The following is a 19,053-nucleotide window of genomic DNA, read 5'->3' on the forward strand; positions in this document are numbered from 1 at the left end:
TAGCGCTTCAACCGAAAGCCCCGGCTCGTGAGAGTCGGGGCTTTTTTGTTTTCGGGAATTCTCAGGATCGCATTTCATATCGACAAGGGCCCTCACCCTAACCCTCTCCCAGGGGGAGAGGGGACTGATTGGGGGATGTTCGGGAGTTACGCCGACCTGAACGTATCGTGTTGAATCCATAGGCGCTGATGCACTTTCAGGTCGGTGTATCTCGTGAATTTTCCACGGTCAGTCCCCTCTCCCTACGGGCGGTCCGACGTTTCGGGAGGGCTAGGGTGAGGGGCTCTTGATCTTCATCAGCCATAAAAAAGCCCCGCACTTCTCACGAAAGCGGGGCTTTTCAATACCGTTAGATCAGAACAAATCGATCGGCGCCTGCTCATCAGCCGGCAGCGGACTGCCTGGCGCCGTGCCATTGCCCAGCTCGTTCACCGACGGCGGGGTGTCTTCCGACTTGAACAGCTCGAAGTACGCGCCCGGCGTGCTCGGCGTAGCTGCACGGCCACTGACCGGATCCACGCGCAGGCTCAACAAACCTTCCGGCTCAGGCTGAACATGCGGCGGCTTGTCCTTCAGCGCCGCCGACATGTAGTTCATCCAGATCGGCAACGCCACCGTGCCACCGAACTCGCGACGACCGAGGCTTTCCGGCTGGTCGAAACCGGTCCAGACCGTGGTCACGTAATCGGCGTTGTAGCCGGAGAACCACGCATCTTTCGATTCGTTGGTGGTACCGGTTTTACCGGCGATATCGCTGCGGCCCATGGCCAGCGCGCGACGGCCGGTGCCGAGCTTGATTACGTCCTGCAACATGCTGTTGAGGATGTACGTGGTGCGGCCATCGACAATTCGCTCGGCCACGGCTGGTGCTTGCGGCACGGCCGCGCTGCCCGGCACTTCACCTGCAACCGGTGTGGCGTTGACCGTAAACGACTCGCTGTTCGGTGCCGCGATACCGTCCGTCGCCGAACCACCCTGCGGCACGGTCGGCGGGTTGGCGAGGAACAGCGTGTCGCCGTTACGGCTTTCGATCTTGTCGATGATGTACGGGGTGATCTTGTAGCCGCCGTTGGCGAACGTACTCCAACCGGTCGCAATCTCCATCGGCGTGAGCGTTGCTGTGCCCAGCGCCAGCGACAGATTTGGCGGCAGATCCTGCTTGTTGAAGCCGAAGCGAGTGATGTAGTCGATGGTTTTGCCCACGCCCATCGCCTGCAGCAGGCGGATCGAGACGAGGTTACGCGACTTGTACAGCGCCTCGCGCAAGCGAATCGGGCCGAGGAAGGTGTTGGTGTCGTTCTTCGGGCGCCAGACCTTGTCCAGGTACTCGTCGACGAACACGATCGGCGCATCGTTGACCAGCGTCGCAGCGGTATAGCCGCTATCCAGCGCGGCGCTGTAGACAAACGGTTTGAAGCTCGAACCCGGCTGACGCTTGGCCTGCATCGCGCGGTTGTAGTTGCTCTGTTCGAAGGCGAAACCGCCGACCAGCGAGCGAATCGCGCCGTTCTGCGGATCCAGCGACACCAGTGCACCTTGTGCCTGCGGGATCTGGCTGAACTTCAGCGAATTGTCTTTCTGACGCTGCACGCGAACCAGATCGCCGACCGCCGCGACATCCGACGGCTGACGCGGGTTGGCGCCCATGCTGTTGGTGTTGAGGAACGGACGCGCCCATTTCATGGTGTCCCAGGCGACGTGCTCTTCGCCGGTGCGGGTCAGCACTTGCAGGCCGTTCTTGTCGACCTGAGTGACGATGGCCGGCTCAAGGCTGCTGATGGTGCGTTGTTTGGTCAGCTCACTGGCCCACGCTTCGCGCGTCTTGCCTGGCAGGCGCGACTCGGGGCCGCGGTAGCCATGACGCTGGTCGTAGGTCATCAAACCTTCGTGCAGCGCGGTATTGGCCATTTCCTGCAGATTGCTCGGTACCGTGGTGGTGACGCGGAAACCTTCCGTATAGGCATCGCTGCCGTAGCGGCCGACCATTTCGGCACGGGCCATTTCGGCGATGTACGGCGCGTTCACTTCCGGGGTCGGCACGTGATAGCTGGCGTTCAGCGGCTCATTGATGGCGGCGGTGTAATCCGCTTCGCTGATCTTGCCGAGCTTGTACATGCGCCCGAGGATCCAGTCGCGGCGTTCTTTACTGCGCGCCGGGTTGGCCAGCGGGTTGAAGCGCGACGGGGCTTTCGGCAGGCCGGCGATCATCGCCATCTGCGCCAGGCTAACATCGCGGATCGACTTGCCGTAATACACCTGCGCCGCCGCTTCGATGCCATAGGCGCGGTTGCCCAGATAGATCTTGTTGACGTACAGCTCAAGGATTTCATCCTTGGTCAGCTGCCGCTCGATCTGCAGGGCCAGAAGAATTTCGGTGGTTTTGCGCGAGAAGCTGCGTTCGCTGGTCAGGAAGAAGTTCTTCGCCACCTGCATGGTGATGGTGCTGCCGCCGGACTGAATGTGTCCGCTTTTGACCAGTTGGGTCGCGGCGCGCATCAGGCTGCTCGGATCGACGCCATAGTGGTTGGCGAAATTGTCGTCTTCAGCACTTAGTAACGCATTAATGAAATTGGGCGGAATGTCGGCGAAACGGATCGGTGTACGGCGCATTTCGCCAAATTCTGCGATCAACTTGTTGTCGCTGGAGTAGACCCGCAGGGGAATCTGCAACTGAATGCTTCGCAGAGCCTCCACAGAGGGCAAACCCGGACTAAGGTAAAGAAACGCGCCGCTGAGACCTAAAAGCAGTCCGCAGAAAACGGCGACGATGGACCAACCGAAAAATTTCAGCAGACGAATCAAGGCGTTTGAACATCCAGGGCAAAGAATGAATTTGGCGACGGGGTTCCGGCTACACACAGAACCATCCGCGCTTGCAGTAAAAAGCGGAAAAAAACGCTGGGCATTATAAGCACTTTTCTGCTGGGGGCGTCATTTGCGCTTCTGTCAAGACGGGGTGAAGGAACGCAATGCGTATTACAGAGTCCGTAACTCACGGAAAGTCATAGGGAATTGGTAGTGCTGGGACTCTTCAATAAAAAGGCCAGAACGTTACTGGGGATCGACATCAGCTCCACGTCAGTGAAGCTGCTGGAACTGAGCCGTCAGGGTGACCGCTACCGGGTCGAGGCGTACGCGGTAGAGCCATTGCCGGTCAATGCCGTGGTCGAAAAGAACATCGCCGAGCTTGAAGGCGTCGGTCAGGCCCTGAGCCGCGTGCTGGTCAAGGCGCGTACCGGGCTCAAGAGCGTGGCGGTGGCAGTGGCCGGTTCCGCCGTGATCACCAAGGTCATCGAAATGGACGCCGGGCTGTCCGACGATGAACTGGAAAACCAGCTCAAGATCGAAGCCGACCAATACATTCCCTACCCGCTGGACGAAGTCGCCATCGACTTTGAAGTCCAGGGCGTATCACCGCGCAATCCCGAGCGGGTCAACGTGTTGCTCGCCGCCTGTCGCAAGGAAAACGTCGAAGTCCGTGAAGCGGCGCTGGCTCTCGCCGGGCTGACCGCGCGGGTGGTCGATGTCGAAGCCTATGCGCTGGAGCGTTCGTTCGGCTTGCTGGCAACGCAACTGGCGGCCTCTCAGGAGCGTCTGACCGTGGCGGTGGTCGACATCGGCGCGACCATGACCACCCTCAGCGTCCTGCACAACGGCAAGATCATCTATACCCGCGAGCAACTGTTCGGGGGGCGGCAATTGACCGAAGAAATCCAGCGGCGTTATGGCCTGACCCTCGAGCAGGCGGGGCTGGCGAAAAAGCAGGGTGGTCTGCCCGATGATTACATCAGTGAGGTCTTGCAGCCGTTCCGTGAGGCGCTGGTGCAGCAGGTCTCACGCTCATTGCAGTTCTTCTTCGCCTCCGGGCAATACAACGCCGTCGATCACATTCTGCTCGCCGGTGGCACGGCGTCAGTGCCTGGGCTGGACCGGCTGATCGAGCAACGCCTGAACACGCCGACGCAAGTGGCCAACCCGTTTTCCAATATGGCCTTGAGCAGCAAGGTCAACGCCGGTGCGCTGGCCAGCGATGCGCCGGCGCTGATGATTGCCTGCGGGCTCGCGCTCAGGAGTTTCGACTGATGGCGCGGATCAACCTCCTGCCCTGGCGCGAAGAACGTCGCGAAGAGCGGCGCAAACGCTTTCTGCTGGCCTTGATCGGCGTGGTGGTCGGCTCGGTCGGCGCGGTGCTGATTGCCGACCAGATCATCAGTGCGGCGATTACGCGGCAAGTGGCGCGCAATGATTACATCGGCAAGCAGATCGCTGTGGTCGACGAGCGGATCAAACAGATCAGCGATCTCAAGGCCCGGCGTCAGCAACTGGTCGAACGCATGCGCATCATCCAGGATCTGCAAGGCAACCGGCAGATCAGCGGACGAATCTTCGATCAATTGGCACGAACGCTGCCTGACGGGGTGTATTTCACCGATGTGAAGATGGCCGGCAAAACCCTGTCGATCAGTGGCGCCGCAGAGTCCAACAACCGCGTCTCGGACCTGATGCGCAATCTGGAGGCGTCGGACTGGTTTGATGCGCCGAGTCTCAACGAAGTCAAGGCGACGACCGCCGGCCAGGTGGACCAGACCAACACGTTTGAACTGACCGTACGGCAGACTCAGCCGCAAGCTGTGGAGGACGACCAATGAAACCGTCCGAATGGCTTGAAAGTTTGCGCGACATCGATTTCAACGATCTCGACACCAGCAACATCGGTTCCTGGCCGGCGGCGGTGAAATTTATCGCCGGAGCGCTGTTGATGGTGCTGGTGTTGGCGCTTGGCTATAACTTTTTCATCAGTGACATGGAAAATCAGCTCGACCTCAAACGTGAGGAAGAGATTACCCTCAAAGAGCAGTTCGCCAGCAAGGCGCGCCTGTCAGCCAATCTTGAGCTGTACACCCAGCAAATGAAGGAAATGGAAAATACCTTCGGCGTGCTGCTGCGGCAATTGCCCAGTGACACCGAAGTGCCGGGCCTGCTCGAAGACATCACCCGTACCGGTCTGGGCAGTGGTCTGGAGTTCGAAGAGATCAAACTGCTGCCGGAGGTCACCCAGCAGTTCTACATAGAACTGCCGATTCAGATCACCGTCACCGGCGCCTATCACGATCTCGCCACCTTCGTCAGCGGCGTGGCTGGACTGCCGCGCATCGTTACCCTGCATGATTTCGAACTGGCGCCGGCCGATAAAGAAGGCGGGCCGAAGCTGCGCATGAGCATCCTTGCCAAGACCTACCGCTATAACGACAAGGGGCTGCAGAAATGAGCCCGATTCGTTGTATCGCGTTGTCGATGACGCTGCTCGCGTTGAACGGTTGTGGTGGTAGCGATGACTTCGGTGACCTCGATGCCTACTTGAATGAAGTGCGCCTGCGCCCGGCAGGCAAGATTGAACCAACCCCGACATTTCGGTCTTACCCAACATTCACTTACAGCGCTGCCAACCTGCGCAGTCCGTTCTCGCGCCAGGTGCGCGTCGATCTGGCCGGGCAGAAGCACGGCTCGCGCAACGTCAAGCCCGACCCCAACCGGGTCAAGCAATACCTCGAGGGTTTCAACATCGAGCAGTTCGAGATGGTTGGCACGATCTCCAATGTTTCCGGCTCCTTTGCGTTGTTGCGCGGTGCTGGCGGCGTACATCGGTTAAAAGTCGGCGATTACCTGGGGCGCAACGACGGTCGCATCGTCGCCATCAGTGCCACCCAGGTCGATGTCGTCGAAATTGTGCCCGACGGCGAAGGCGCCTGGCTGGAGCGTCCGCGCACCATTCCTTTGAAAGAGCACTCATAGTGGAAGTCGAATAATGAACAGGATTTTCTCCACCCTCGGTTTTTCGCTATGGATAGCGCTGATGTCGCCGATGGTATTCGCGGCCAATCTGAAGACGCTCGATGTGGCGGCGTTGCCAGGTGATCGCGTCGAACTGAAGTTGTCGTTCGACGCGCCGCCGCCGCAACCCAAGGGCTACACCACCGAATCACCGGCGCGGATTGCGCTGGATCTGCCTGGTGTCGCCAGTCAATTGGCCAGCAAGAACCTTGATCTGGGCAGCGGCAATGCACGCACCGCCACGGTGGTCGAGGCCAAGGACCGCACGCGGCTGATCGTCAGTCTCACGCAACTGGCGCCTTATAACACGCGGGTTGAAGGCAATAATCTGTTCGTGGTGGTGGGGCAGGGTGCGCCAGCGGCTGCGCCGCGACCAGCAGCCGTGGCGCCGCGGCCGGCCATGGCGGCAGCCTTGCCTGCCAAGGCGTTCGTGCCGAAAAATCGCGCCATTCGCGGCGTGGATTTTCAGCGCGGTACGGCAGGCGAAGGCAATGTCGTCATCGATCTGTCCGACCCGACCATTGCCCCGGATATCCAGGAACATGACGGCAAGATCATCCTCAGCTTTGCCCGCACGCAGTTGCCAGACAAGTTGCGGGTGCGCCTCGACGTCAAGGATTTTGCTACTCCGGTGCAGTTCGTCAATGCCGGTGTGAGCGGTGATCGCACGGTTATTACTGTCGAACCCAGCGGCACCTACGAGTACTCCACCTTCCAGACCGACAACAAGCTGACCGTCAGCATCCGCCCGATGACCGTCGATGACCTGCAGAAACGTAATGCCGACCGTCAGGCGTACGTTGGCGAAAAGCTCTCGCTGAACTTCCAGGACATTGATGTGCGCTCGGTGCTGCAACTGATCGCCGACTTCACCAACCTCAATCTGGTCGCCAGCGACACGGTGCAGGGCGGCATCACCTTGCGTTTGCAGAACGTGCCGTGGGATCAGGCGCTGGATCTGGTGTTGAAATCCAAGGGGCTGGATAAACGCAAGATCGGCAATGTACTGCTGGTGGCGCCGGCGGATGAAATTGCTGCCCGCGAGCGTCAGGAACTCGAGTCGCAAAAGCAGATTGCCGAACTGGCACCGTTGCGCCGCGAACTGCTGCAAGTGAACTACGCCAAGGCGGCGGACATCGCCAAGCTGTTCCAGTCGGTGACCAGTGCCGAGGCGAAAATCGACGAACGCGGTTCGATTACGGTGGATGAGCGGACCAATAACATCATTGCCTATCAGACTCAGGATCGACTCGATGAGCTGCGGCGGATCGTGGCGCAGCTGGATATTCCGGTGCGTCAGGTAATGATCGAGGCGCGCATCGTCGAGGCCAACGTCGATTACGACAAAAGTCTGGGCGTGCGCTGGGGCGGCTCGATCCAGAACAAGGGCAACTGGAACACTTCAGGCGTGAGCAACGGCACATCGACCACCATCGGCACGCCGGGCAGCACCAGTACTAACTCACCGTTTGTCGATATGGGGACCGTGGGTAATACCTCGGGGATCGGCATTGCCTTCATCACTGACAATGTCTTGCTCGATCTTGAGCTGACAGCGATGGAGAAAACCGGCAACGGTGAAATCGTCTCGCAGCCGAAAGTGGTCACCTCCGATAAGGAAACCGCAAAAATCCTCAAAGGCACCGAGATTCCTTATCAGGAAGCCAGCTCCAGCGGTGCCACGTCGGTGTCGTTCAAGGAGGCATCGCTGTCGCTGGAAGTCACGCCGCAGATCACCCCCGACAATCGCATCATCATGGAGGTCAAGGTCACCAAGGACGAACCGGATTACCTGAACAAAGTGCAGGATGTGCCGCCGATCAAGAAAAACGAGGTCAACGCCAAGGTGCTGGTCAACGATGGCGAAACCATCGTGATTGGCGGTGTTTTCTCAAATACTCAAAGCAAGGTCGTAGATAAGGTGCCATTTCTTGGCGATGTGCCGTATCTTGGCCGCCTTTTCCGGCGTGATGTGGTTTCGGAGAAAAAATCCGAGCTGCTGGTATTTCTCACACCACGTATCATGAATAACCAGGCGATTGCTGTGAGTCGTTGATTCTGTGCGAAATTTGATTCTTGTAGGACCGATGGGCGCTGGCAAAAGCACCATCGGCCGGTTGCTGGCCAAAGAGCTGCGCCTGCCGTTCAAAGATTCCGACAAGGAAATTGAACTGCGCACGGGCGCCAATATCCCGTGGATCTTCGACAAGGAAGGCGAACCCGGCTTTCGTGACCGTGAGCAGGCGATGATCGCCGAGCTGTGCGCGTTCGATGGCGTGGTGTTGGCGACTGGCGGTGGCGCAGTCATGCGCGATGCCAATCGCAAGGCCCTGCATGAGGGTGGGCGAGTGGTGTATCTGCACGCCTCCGTTGAACAGCAGGTCGGCCGTACGTCTCGCGACCGCAATCGGCCATTGCTGCGCACCGCCAATCCGGAGAAAACCCTGCGCGACCTGCTGGCGATTCGGGATCCGCTCTATCGGGAAATCGCCGATCTGGTAGTGGAAACCGACGAACGGCCACCACGCATGGTGGTGCTCGACATTCTCGATCGTCTGGCGCAGCTGCCTCCCCGTTAAAGCATCGCTCGAAATGCGCTATCCTCGGCGTCCTGTCACAGCCCATCGAGGTTGTGGCGGATGGCGTGCGAGCGGCGTCATACCCGCTATAGGCCGCAGATAACCAATAATTCAGGGCAGGACGCCTGCTTCCATCTTCACTGTGGGGACACATGCAGACACTCAAGGTCGATCTAGGCGAGCGCAGCTACCCGATTCATATTGGCGAAGGTTTGTTGGATCAGCCGGAACTGCTGGCTCCGCATATTCACGGGCGGCAGGTGGCAATCATCTCTAACGAGACCGTTGCGCCGCTCTATCTTGAGCGTCTGACCCGCAGCCTGGCGCGGTTCTCGGTGATCTCCGTGGTGTTGCCGGACGGCGAAGCCTTCAAGAACTGGGAAACCCTGCAACTGATCTTCGACGGTCTGCTGACCGCCCGTCATGACCGCCGCACCACCGTGATCGCCCTCGGCGGCGGTGTGATCGGCGACATGGCCGGCTTCGCCGCCGCCTGCTACCAGCGCGGTGTCGACTTTATCCAGATTCCTACTACGTTGCTGTCCCAGGTCGATTCGTCGGTGGGCGGCAAGACCGGCATCAATCATCCGTTGGGCAAGAACATGGTCGGCGCGTTCTATCAGCCGAACGTGGTGCTGATCGATACGGCGTCCCTGAAAACCCTGCCAGAGCGCGAGCTGTCCGCCGGTCTGGCCGAAGTCATCAAATACGGGCTTATCTGTGACGAGCCGTTCCTGACCTGGCTCGAAGAAAACGTCGATGCCCTGCGTGGGCTGGATCAGAAAGCCCTGACTTACGCGATCGAGCGCTCTTGCGCAGCCAAGGCTGCGGTGGTCGGTGCGGATGAGAAGGAAACCGGCGTGCGCGCCACGCTCAATCTTGGCCACACCTTCGGCCACGCCATCGAGACCCACATGGGCTATGGTGTCTGGCTGCACGGTGAGGCCGTCGCGGCTGGCACCGTAATGGCGCTGGAAATGTCCGCGCGCCTGGGCTGGATCAGCGAACAGGAGCGTGATCGCGGCATTCGTCTGTTCCAGCGCGCCGGTCTGCCGGTGATCCCGCCGACGGAAATGACCGAAGCCGATTTCCTGGAACACATGGCAATTGATAAAAAAGTGATCGACGGTCGTCTGCGCCTGGTGCTGCTGCGCCGGATGGGCGAAGCGGTAGTGACCGACGATTATCCGAAAGAGGTTCTACAGGCCACGCTGGGAGCGGATTACCGCGCCCTGGCTCAGCTTAAAGGTTAATAAGATTCCGATGACTAGTTTGCATGCCGACGAGGCGTTCCTCGGCCATTTCCAGTTAAGCCACGACCCCTTTGCGCCGCGTGTGCCGGGCTTCAAGTTCTTCCCGGCTCAGCGCAAACCGGTGCTGGGTCAATTGCATCATCTGGCGCGCTATAGCCAATTGCTACTTGTGGTCACTGGTCCGCAAGGCAGTGGTAAAACCCTGCTGCGTCAGGCGTTGGTCGCCAGCACTAACAAGCAATCGGTGCAGAGCGTGGTGGTTTCCGCGCGTGGCGCCGGTGATGCTGCTGGCGTGTTGCGTCAGGTCGCGCAGGCGCTGAACGTCGCTCAGGCCGAAGTTGGCGCGATTCTGGACCAGGTTGTGCAACTCGCGCTGACCGGCCAGGAAGTCTATCTGCTGGTGGATGACGCCGAGCAACTCGACGAATCCGCCCTGGAAGCGCTGATGGCGCTGGGTGCAGGCGCTCCGGAAGGTCGCCCGCATGTGTTCCTGTTCGGTGAGTCGTCGCTGATCGCTCAACTCGAGGCTTTGCACCTCGAAGAAGAGCGTTTCCACGTCATCGAATTGCAGCCGTACACGGAAGAAGAGACCCGCGAATATCTCGACCAACGGCTCGAAGGAGCAGGCCGCGGTGTCGAACTTTTCACCGCGGATCAGATCTCTGATATTCACGAAAGTGCCGAGGGTTGGCCGGGCAACATCAACCAGGTCGCTCGCGATGCTCTGATCGAAGTCATGATTGCCAGCCGCTCTGCGGTCAAGCGTCCAAGTATGGGGTTCAACATGCCGAAGAAACACGTATTGGCGATTTCCGCCGTCGTTGTGGTCGCGGTCGCCGCCGCCTGGCTGATGCCGGGTCGCAACAAGGCGCCAACCACCGGCGCACCGGCCAATGAACAGGCGCAGTTGCCGTTGGGCCAGGGCGCAGCCAATGGCGGCGCGCCGAACGTCGAATTCGCCGGTAATACGCAGCCGATGCCGCTGCCGTTGGTCGGCAACTCGCAACCGGTGATGCGCGGTCCGTTGGCTGAAGCAGCGGGCGGTATCACCGAAGGCGACGACGGTGTGCCGCTGGAAGGTTCCAGCGACACCCCGCCAACCGTGACCACTTCGGCGCCACCCGCGGGTGTTCCGGCAGGTCCTGCGCCAACACCGGTTCCTGTCCCGGCAGCCAAGCCGACCCCTGCGCCAACTCAGGTTGCCACTGCCAAGCCTGCTCCAGCAGCGCCAGCAGCCAAACCGGCTCCGGCGCCAGCCAAACCTGTTGCAGCCGCGAAACCGGCCGAGAAGCCGGTTACTGTCGCCAAAGCGGCCGGTGGCAGCTGGTACGCCGGTCAGCCGACCGGTAACTACGTGGTGCAGATTCTCGGCACCAGCTCGGAAGCTGCCGCGCAAAGCTTCGTCAAGGAGCAGGGTGGTGAGTACCGTTATTTCAAGAAAGTCCTCAACGGCAAGCCTCTCTACGTGATCACCTACGGCAACTTCGCCAATCGTGATGCAGCCGTTTCTGCCATCAAGGCCTTGCCAGCGAAGGTTCAGGCTGGTAAACCTTGGCCTCGCACTGTCGCCAGCGTCCAACAGGAACTGGCAACAACTCGCTGAAGATTCGGCGGCCTTACCCAGGCCGCCTCTCCAAGCACCTCAAAATTTCTACGAGTGCGCGCCGCCTTCACAGGCCGCGTGCCTTGTGGTGTCTGCGTTACAGTAGTCTTTGAGTCGTTGCGGTCAAAATTAAAAAAGTTTTGACTAGCACAGCAGATCGCTTTAAACCTTTCACAAATGCGACATGAATTTGCGACATTTCGTCGTCAAATTTGTGAGCCTCTGTGTCGCTGTGTACAATGACCACCCTTTTGCCCCTGCTAAGCCGGCGTACGTTCGGCGCAGGATGCAAGTGGTTGAATTGAAAAGAAATTTGCCTCGAAAAGAGGCAGCCTGGTGAGAAAGTGTCTATGAAAGCAGGTCTGTACCAACCAGATGAATTCAAGGATAACTGCGGTTTCGGCCTGATAGCCCATATGCAGGGCGAGCCCAGTCATACCCTTTTGCAAACGGCCATCGAGGCCCTGACCTGCATGACCCACCGCGGTGGGATTAATGCCGACGGCAAGACCGGTGACGGTTGCGGTCTGCTGATTCAAAAACCTGATGCGTTCCTGCGAGCCATTGCCCAGGAAACCTTCAGCGTCGAACTGCCCAAGCAATATGCAGTGGGCATGGTTTTCTTCAACCAGGATCCGGTCAAGGCCGAAGCCGCTCGCGAGAACATGAACCGCGAGATCCTCGCTGAAGGCCTGCAACTGATCGGCTGGCGAAAAGTGCCGATCGACACCAGCGTCCTCGGCCGCCTGGCCCTTGAGCGCCTGCCGCAGATCGAGCAGGTGTACATCGGCGGCGAAGGCCTGAGCGATCAGGACATGGCCGTGAAGCTGTTCAGTGCGCGTCGTCGTTCGTCGGTGTCTAACGCCGTCGACTCCGACCACTACATCTGCAGCTTTTCGCACAAAACCATCATCTATAAAGGCCTGATGATGCCGGCCGACCTGGCCGCGTTTTATCCAGACCTGAGCGACGAGCGCCTGCAAACCGCGATCTGCGTGTTCCACCAGCGCTTCTCCACCAACACCCTGCCGAAATGGCCGCTGGCTCAGCCATTCCGCTTCCTCGCCCACAACGGCGAGATCAACACCATCACCGGTAACCGTAACTGGGCGCAGGCCCGTCGGACCAAGTTCAGCAACGATCTGATGGATCTGGAAGAGCTCGGCCCGCTGGTCAACCGTGTCGGTTCCGACTCCTCGAGCATGGACAACATGCTCGAGTTGATGGTCACCGGTGGCATCGACCTGTTCCGTGGCGTGCGGATGATCATTCCGCCGGCGTGGCAGAACGTCGAAACCATGGACCCGGATCTGCGTGCGTTCTACGAGTACAACTCGATGCACATGGAGCCGTGGGACGGCCCGGCTGGCGTAGTAATGACCGACGGTCGTTACGCGGTGTGCCTGCTCGACCGTAACGGTCTGCGTCCGGCGCGCTGGGTCACCACCACCAACGGTTTCATCACCCTCGCCTCGGAAATCGGCGTGTGGGACTACAAGCCTGAAGAAGTGATTGCCAAGGGCCGTGTCGGCCCGGGCCAGATCTTCGCGGTGGACACCGAAACCGGGCAGATCCTCGACACCGATGCGATCGACAACCGCCTGAAGTCCCGTCATCCGTACAAGCAATGGCTGCGCAAGAACGCTCTGCGCATTCAGGCGACCATGGAAGACAACGACCACGGCTCGGCGTTCTACGACGTCGATCAGCTCAAGCAATACATGAAGATGTATCAGGTCACGTTCGAAGAGCGTGATCAGGTCCTGCGTCCACTCGGCGAACAAGGCTACGAAGCCGTGGGCTCGATGGGCGACGACACGCCGATGGCCGTGCTGTCGCAGCGCGTGCGCACGCCGTACGACTATTTCCGCCAGCAGTTCGCGCAGGTTACCAACCCGCCGATCGACCCGCTGCGTGAAGCGATCGTGATGTCGCTGGAAATCTGCCTCGGTGCCGAGCGCAACATTTTCCAGGAGTCGCCGGAACACGCTTCGCGCGTGATCCTCAGCTCGCCGGTCATTTCCCCGGCCAAGTGGCGTTCGCTGATGAACCTCGACCGCCCGGGTTTCGAGCGGCAGATCATCGACCTCAACTACGACGAAAGCGTCGGCCTCGAAGCGGCCATCCGCAACGTTGCCGATCAGGCTGAAGAAGCCGTACGCGCCGGGCGTACCCAGATCGTTCTGAGCGACCGCCATATCGCTCCGGGCAAGCTGCCGATCCACGCCTCGCTGGCCACCGGTGCCGTGCACCACCGCCTGACCGAAAAAGGCCTGCGTTGCGATTCCAACATCCTTGTTGAAACCGCGACCGCCCGTGACCCGCATCACTTCGCGGTGCTGATCGGTTTCGGCGCTTCGGCGGTCTATCCGTTCCTCGCGTACGAAGTGCTGGGCGACCTGATCCGTACCGGTGAAGTACTGGGCGATCTCTACGAGGTGTTCAAGAACTACCGCAAAGGCATCACCAAAGGTCTGCTGAAGATCCTCTCGAAGATGGGTATCTCGACCATCGCTTCGTACCGTGGTGCGCAGCTGTTCGAAGCCATCGGCCTGTCCGAAGAAGTTTGCGACCTGAGCTTCCGTGGCGTGCCGAGCCGCATCAAGGGTGCGCGTTTCGTCGACATCGAAGCCGAGCAGAAGGCACTTGCCGCCGAAGCCTGGAGCCCGCGCAAGCCGATCCAGCAGGGCGGTCTGCTGAAGTTCGTCCACGGTGGCGAATATCACGCCTACAACCCGGACGTGGTCAACACCCTGCAAGCCGCTGTGCAGCAGGGCGACTACGCCAAGTTCAAGGAATACACCTCGCTGGTGGACAACCGTCCTGTGTCGATGATTCGCGACCTGTTCAAGGTCAAGACCCTCGACACGCCGCTGGACATCAGTGAAATCGAACCGCTGGAATCGGTGCTCAAGCGCTTCGACTCCGCCGGTATCTCGCTGGGCGCACTGTCGCCGGAAGCTCACGAAGCCCTGGCCGAAGCCATGAACCGCCTCGGCGCGCGTTCCAACTCCGGCGAAGGTGGTGAAGACCCGGCGCGTTACGGCACCATCAAGAGTTCGAAAATCAAGCAGGTTGCGACTGGCCGTTTCGGGGTAACCCCGGAATACCTGGTCAACGCCGAAGTGCTGCAGATCAAAGTCGCGCAGGGCGCCAAGCCGGGCGAGGGCGGGCAACTGCCGGGCGGCAAGGTCAACGGTCTGATCGCCAAGCTGCGTTACGCAGTGCCGGGCGTAACCCTGATTTCGCCGCCGCCGCACCACGACATCTATTCGATCGAAGACTTGTCGCAGCTGATTTTCGACCTCAAGCAGGTCAACCCGAAGGCACTGGTTTCGGTGAAGCTGGTGGCTGAAGCAGGCGTCGGCACCATCGCCGCCGGTGTGGCCAAGGCCTATGCGGACTTGATCACCATCTCCGGCTACGACGGTGGTACCGGTGCTTCGCCGCTCACCTCGATCAAGTACGCCGGTGCACCGTGGGAACTCGGCCTCGCTGAAACCCACCAGACCCTGCGCGGCAACGACCTGCGCGGCAAAGTCCGGGTGCAGACCGACGGCGGCCTGAAAACCGGCCTCGACGTGATCAAGGCAGCGATTCTCGGCGCTGAAAGCTTCGGCTTCGGTACTGCGCCAATGATCGCGCTGGGCTGCAAATACCTGCGCATCTGCCACTTGAACAACTGCGCCACCGGCGTTGCGACGCAGAACGAGAAGCTGCGCAAGGATCACTACATCGGTACCGTCGACATGGTGGTGAATTTCTTCACCTACGTCGCCGAAGAAACCCGTGAGTGGCTGGCCAAGCTCGGCGTGCGCTCCCTCGAAGAGCTGATCGGTCGCACCGATCTGCTGGAAATCCTCGAGGGCCAGACCGCCAAGCAAAACCACCTGGACCTGACGCCGCTGTTGGGCAGCGATCACATCCCGGCAGACAAGCCACAGTTCTGCGGCGTTGAGCGCAACCCGCCGTTCGACCAAGGTCTGCTGGCCGAGAAAATGGTCGAGATGGCTTCGTCGGCGATCAACGACATGAGCGGCGCCGAGTTCGACCTGGACATCTGCAACTGCGATCGTTCGATCGGCGCGCGGATCTCTGGCGAAATCGCCCGTAAGCACGGCAACCAAGGCATGGCGAAAGCACCGATCACCTTCCGCTTCAAAGGGACGGCGGGTCAGAGCTTCGGCGTGTGGAACGCCGGCGGTCTGAACATGTACCTCGAAGGCGATGCCAACGACTACGTCGGCAAAGGCATGACCGGCGGCAAGCTGACCATCGTGCCGCCGAAGGGCAGCGTTTACAAAACTCAGGACAGCGCCATCATCGGCAACACCTGCCTGTACGGCGCCACGGGCGGCAAGCTGTTCGCCGCTGGCACCGCAGGCGAGCGTTTCGCCGTGCGTAACTCCGGTGCCCACACGGTCGTGGAAGGCACTGGCGATCACTGCTGTGAGTACATGACCGGTGGTTTCGTCTGCGTTCTGGGCAAGACCGGTTACAACTTCGGCTCTGGCATGACCGGTGGTTTCGCCTACGTGCTCGACCAGGACAACACCTTCGTTGACCGGGTCAACCATGAACTGGTGGAAATCCAGCGGATCAGCGGCGAGGCGATGGAAGCCTATCGCAGCCACCTGCAAAACGTGCTGAACGAGTACGTCGCGGAAACCGACAGCGAGTGGGGTCGTGAACTCGCCGAAAACCTCGATGACTACTTGCGCCGTTTCTGGCTGGTCAAACCGAAGGCGGCGAGTTTGAAATCTCTGCTCTCCAGTACTCGTGCGAGTCCGCAATAACGGCGCAGCTGCAAGCCACTGGCTTCAAGCGGCAAGCTGGAGCCAGTGCGCGCTGTAACGGACTAATGTGATTTTCTTGCAGCTTGAAGCTTGTAGCTTGGAGCTGTCGTGTAAGAGGTTTTGAAGATGGCCGAACGTCTCAGTAACGACTTTCAATTCATCGATGTCGGGCGCAAAGATCCGAAGAAGAAACTGTTGCGTCAACGCAAGAAAGAGTTCGTCGAAATCTACGAACCGTTCAAACCCCAGCAGTCGGCCGACCAGGCCCACCGCTGCCTGGGTTGCGGCAACCCGTATTGCGAATGGAAGTGCCCGGTGCACAACTTCATTCCCAACTGGCTCAAATTGGTGGCCGAAGGCAACATCCTTCAGGCCGCCGAGCTGTCGCACCAGACCAACACCCTGCCGGAAGTCTGCGGCCGGGTCTGTCCGCAGGATCGTCTGTGCGAGGGTGCCTGCACCCTCAACGACGGCTTCGGCGCTGTGACCATCGGTTCGGTCGAGAAGTACATCACCGACACCGCGTTCGCCATGGGCTGGCGCCCGGACATGTCCAAGGTCAAACCGACCGGCAAACGTGTCGCGATCATCGGTGCGGGCCCGGCGGGTCTGGGCTGTGCCGACGTGCTGGTACGCGGCGGCGTGACCCCGGTGGTGTTCGACAAGAACCCGGAAATCGGTGGCTTGCTGACCTTCGGCATCCCCGAGTTCAAGCTGGAAAAGACCGTGCTGAGCAATCGCCGCGAAGTCTTCACCGGCATGGGCATCGAGTTCCGTCTGAATACCGAAGTCGGCAAAGACGTGACCATGGAACAACTGCTCGCCGAATACGATGCAGTGTTCATGGGCATGGGCACCTACACCTACATGAAGGGCGGTTTTGCCGGTGAGGATCTGCCGGGCGTTTATGACGCACTGGACTTCCTGATCGCCAACGTCAACCGCAACCTGGGCTTTGAAAAGTCGCCGGAAGATTTCGTCGACATGAAAGCCAAGAAGGTTGTGGTACTCGGCGGCGGCGACACGGCGATGGACTGCAACCGCACGTCGATCCGTCAGGGTGCCAAGTCGGTGACCTGCGCTTATCGTCGTGACGAAGCGAACATGCCCGGCTCGCGCAAAGAGGTGAAGAACGCCAAGGAAGAAGGCGTGAAATTCCTCTATAACCGCCAGCCGATCGCCATTGTCGGTGAGGACAAGGTCGAAGGCGTCAAAGTGGTCGAGACCCGTCTCGGCGAACCGGACGCCCGTGGCCGTCGCAGCCCTGAGCCGATTCCGGGCTCCGAAGAGATCATCCCGGCCGACGCCGTGGTTATCGCCTTCGGTTTCCGCCCGAGCCCAGCACCGTGGTTCGAACAGTTCGAGATCCAGACCGACAGCCAGGGCCGCGTCGTTGCGCCTGAGCAAGGTCAGTACAAGCACCAGACCAGCAACCCGAAAATCTTTGCCGGTGGCGACATGGTGCGCGGTTCCGACCTGGTGGTGACGGCAATCTTCGAAGGCCGTAATGCGGCTGAAGGGATCCTCGATTACTTGGGCGTCTAAACAAGCGACGCAATTCCCTGTAGGAGTGAGCCTGCTCGCGATGACGGTAGATCAGTCACCTGATGCATTGACTGAAGCACCGCTATCGCGAGCAGGCTCACTCCTACAGTTGTTTTGTGGTGCTGCAAAATCAGCATTCCAATGCAATAAATTGACCCGATAGACAAAAGGCTGACCTGCATCCGTGCCTTTTGCGTCGCGCTCTGAGAAAATGCCCGCACTTTTTTTCCGGATGCCGACATGACTGCCCTGAAGAACGACCGTTTCCTCCGCGCCCTGCTCAAGCAACCCGTAGACGTCACCCCGGTGTGGATGATGCGTCAGGCCGGCCGCTACCTGCCGGAATACCGCGCCAGCCGCGCCCACGCAGGTGATTTCATGAGCCTGTGCATGAATCCGGAATTCGCCTGCGAAGTCACGATGCAACCGCTCGACCGCTATCCACAACTGGACGCGGCGATCCTGTTTTCCGACATCCTCACCATCCCCGATGCCATGGGCCAAGGCCTGTACTTCGAGACCGGTGAAGGCCCGCGCTTCAAGAAAGTCGTCAGCACCCTGGCCGATATCGAAGCCCTGCCGATCCCGGATCCGCACAAAGACCTTGGCTACGTGATGGACGCGGTCAGCACCATTCGTCGCGAGCTGAATGGTCGTGTGCCGTTGATCGGCTTCTCCGGCAGCCCGTGGACCCTGGCGACCTACATGGTCGAAGGCGGCTCGTCGAAAGACTTCCGCAAGACCAAAGCGATGCTCTACGACAACCCGCAGGCCATGCACCTGCTGCTGGATAAACTGGCGCAGTCGGTGACCTCGTACCTCAACGGCCAGATCATGGCCGGCGCGCAAGCGGTGCAGATCTTCGATACCTGGGGCGGCAACCTGTCGGCGGCGGCGTATCAGGAGTTCTCGCTGGCCTACATGAAGAAAATCGTCAGCGGCCTGATCCGCGAGCACGACGGGCGCAAGGTGCCGGTGATCCTCTTCACCAAAAATGGCGGCCTGTGGCTGGAAAGCATCGCCGACGCAGGTGCTGACGCACTGGGCCTGGACTGGACCTGCGACATCGGTAACGCCCGCGCCCGCGTTGGCGACAAGGTTGCCCTGCAAGGCAACATGGACCCGACCGTGCTCTACGCCAAACCGGAAGCGATCCGCACTGAAGTCGGGCGCATTCTGGCCAGCTACGGTAAGGGCAGCGGTCACGTGTTCAACCTCGGCCATGGCATCACGCCTGAGGTTGATCCGGAGCACGCCGGTGCATTCCTGCGCGCGGTGCATGAATTGTCGGCGCAGTATCACGAGTGATCGCCACACCATAAAAAACGCCCGGCTAAATGCCGGGCGTTTTTGTTTCCACGATCCTACGTCGGACACAGATCATTTGTAGGAGTGAGCCTGCTCGCGATAGCGGTGAGTCAGTCGCTGAATGTACTGGCTGACAC

General features: G+C 60.0%; 12 protein-coding genes. 11 read left to right on the forward strand and 1 reads right to left on the reverse strand.

Features of this window, described 5'->3' with window-relative positions:
- Window positions 1-354: 354 nt before the first annotated feature.
- Window positions 355-2,799, reverse strand: a complete 2,445-nt coding sequence (locus tag ACW9IR_RS16980; protein ID WP_457464315.1) for a penicillin-binding protein 1A — start codon at window positions 2,797-2,799, stop codon at window positions 355-357.
- 219 nt (window positions 2,800-3,018) lie between these two features.
- Between ACW9IR_RS16980 and ACW9IR_RS16985 the strand changes: the two genes are divergently transcribed.
- From ACW9IR_RS16985 to hemE, 11 genes are all read left to right on the forward strand, one after another.
- Window positions 3,019-4,083, forward strand: a complete 1,065-nt coding sequence (locus ACW9IR_RS16985) for a pilus assembly protein PilM (protein ID WP_457464306.1) — start codon at window positions 3,019-3,021, stop codon at window positions 4,081-4,083.
- Complete coding sequence (locus ACW9IR_RS16990) at window positions 4,083-4,649, forward strand: PilN domain-containing protein (protein WP_095120724.1); 567 nt, start codon at window positions 4,083-4,085, stop codon at window positions 4,647-4,649. The genes ACW9IR_RS16985 and ACW9IR_RS16990 overlap by 1 nt, the downstream gene beginning before the upstream one ends.
- A complete protein-coding gene (pilO, locus tag ACW9IR_RS16995; protein WP_150707956.1) occupies window positions 4,646-5,269 on the forward strand; it encodes a type 4a pilus biogenesis protein PilO in 624 nt (207 codons plus the stop codon). The genes ACW9IR_RS16990 and pilO overlap by 4 nt, the downstream gene beginning before the upstream one ends.
- Window positions 5,266-5,793, forward strand: coding sequence for a pilus assembly protein PilP (locus ACW9IR_RS17000; RefSeq protein ID WP_095120722.1), 528 nt, complete (start codon window positions 5,266-5,268; stop codon window positions 5,791-5,793). The genes pilO and ACW9IR_RS17000 overlap by 4 nt, the downstream gene beginning before the upstream one ends.
- A gap of 13 nt (window positions 5,794-5,806) precedes the next feature.
- Window positions 5,807-7,888: a type IV pilus secretin PilQ gene (gene pilQ, locus ACW9IR_RS17005; RefSeq protein ID WP_457464309.1), complete on the forward strand. Its 2,082-nt coding sequence runs from the start codon at window positions 5,807-5,809 to the stop codon at window positions 7,886-7,888.
- Between the two features lie 4 nt (window positions 7,889-7,892).
- On the forward strand, window positions 7,893-8,411 hold the full coding sequence (gene aroK, locus ACW9IR_RS17010) for a shikimate kinase AroK (RefSeq protein WP_011332081.1): 519 nt from the start codon (window positions 7,893-7,895) through the stop codon (window positions 8,409-8,411).
- Between the two features lie 152 nt (window positions 8,412-8,563).
- A complete protein-coding gene (gene aroB, locus ACW9IR_RS17015) occupies window positions 8,564-9,664 on the forward strand; it encodes a 3-dehydroquinate synthase (RefSeq protein WP_110719507.1) in 1,101 nt (366 codons plus the stop codon).
- Window positions 9,665-9,674: 10 nt separating this feature from the next.
- A complete protein-coding gene (locus tag ACW9IR_RS17020) occupies window positions 9,675-11,267 on the forward strand; it encodes an AAA family ATPase (protein WP_102899518.1) in 1,593 nt (530 codons plus the stop codon).
- Between the two features lie 350 nt (window positions 11,268-11,617).
- Complete coding sequence (gene gltB / locus ACW9IR_RS17025; protein WP_457464311.1) at window positions 11,618-16,063, forward strand: glutamate synthase large subunit; 4,446 nt, start codon at window positions 11,618-11,620, stop codon at window positions 16,061-16,063.
- A 126-nt stretch (window positions 16,064-16,189) separates the two neighbouring features.
- Window positions 16,190-17,608, forward strand: a complete 1,419-nt coding sequence (locus ACW9IR_RS17030) for an FAD-dependent oxidoreductase (RefSeq protein ID WP_457464313.1) — start codon at window positions 16,190-16,192, stop codon at window positions 17,606-17,608.
- 240 nt (window positions 17,609-17,848) lie between these two features.
- Window positions 17,849-18,916, forward strand: coding sequence for a uroporphyrinogen decarboxylase (hemE, locus tag ACW9IR_RS17035; protein ID WP_038360078.1), 1,068 nt, complete (start codon window positions 17,849-17,851; stop codon window positions 18,914-18,916).
- Window positions 18,917-19,053: the final 137 nt, after the last annotated feature.

The sequence above is a fragment of the Pseudomonas sp. SDT291_1_S447 genome, from assembly GCF_054070155.1.

What these genes read in the sequence shown, in the direction of transcription:
- ACW9IR_RS16990 (WP_095120724.1), top strand. Translation starts at nt 4,083, where the DNA reads ATGGCGCGGATCAACCTCCTGCCCTGGCGCGAAGAACGTCGCGAAGAG.
- pilO (WP_150707956.1), top strand. Translation starts at nt 4,646, where the DNA reads ATGAAACCGTCCGAATGGCTTGAAAGTTTGCGCGACATCGATTTCAAC.
- ACW9IR_RS17000 (WP_095120722.1), top strand. Translation starts at nt 5,266, where the DNA reads ATGAGCCCGATTCGTTGTATCGCGTTGTCGATGACGCTGCTCGCGTTG.
- pilQ (WP_457464309.1), top strand. Translation starts at nt 5,807, where the DNA reads ATGAACAGGATTTTCTCCACCCTCGGTTTTTCGCTATGGATAGCGCTG.
- aroB (WP_110719507.1), top strand. Translation starts at nt 8,564, where the DNA reads ATGCAGACACTCAAGGTCGATCTAGGCGAGCGCAGCTACCCGATTCAT.
- ACW9IR_RS17020 (WP_102899518.1), top strand. Translation starts at nt 9,675, where the DNA reads ATGACTAGTTTGCATGCCGACGAGGCGTTCCTCGGCCATTTCCAGTTA.
- gltB (WP_457464311.1), top strand. Translation starts at nt 11,618, where the DNA reads ATGAAAGCAGGTCTGTACCAACCAGATGAATTCAAGGATAACTGCGGT.
- ACW9IR_RS17030 (WP_457464313.1), top strand. Translation starts at nt 16,190, where the DNA reads ATGGCCGAACGTCTCAGTAACGACTTTCAATTCATCGATGTCGGGCGC.
- hemE (WP_038360078.1), top strand. Translation starts at nt 17,849, where the DNA reads ATGACTGCCCTGAAGAACGACCGTTTCCTCCGCGCCCTGCTCAAGCAA.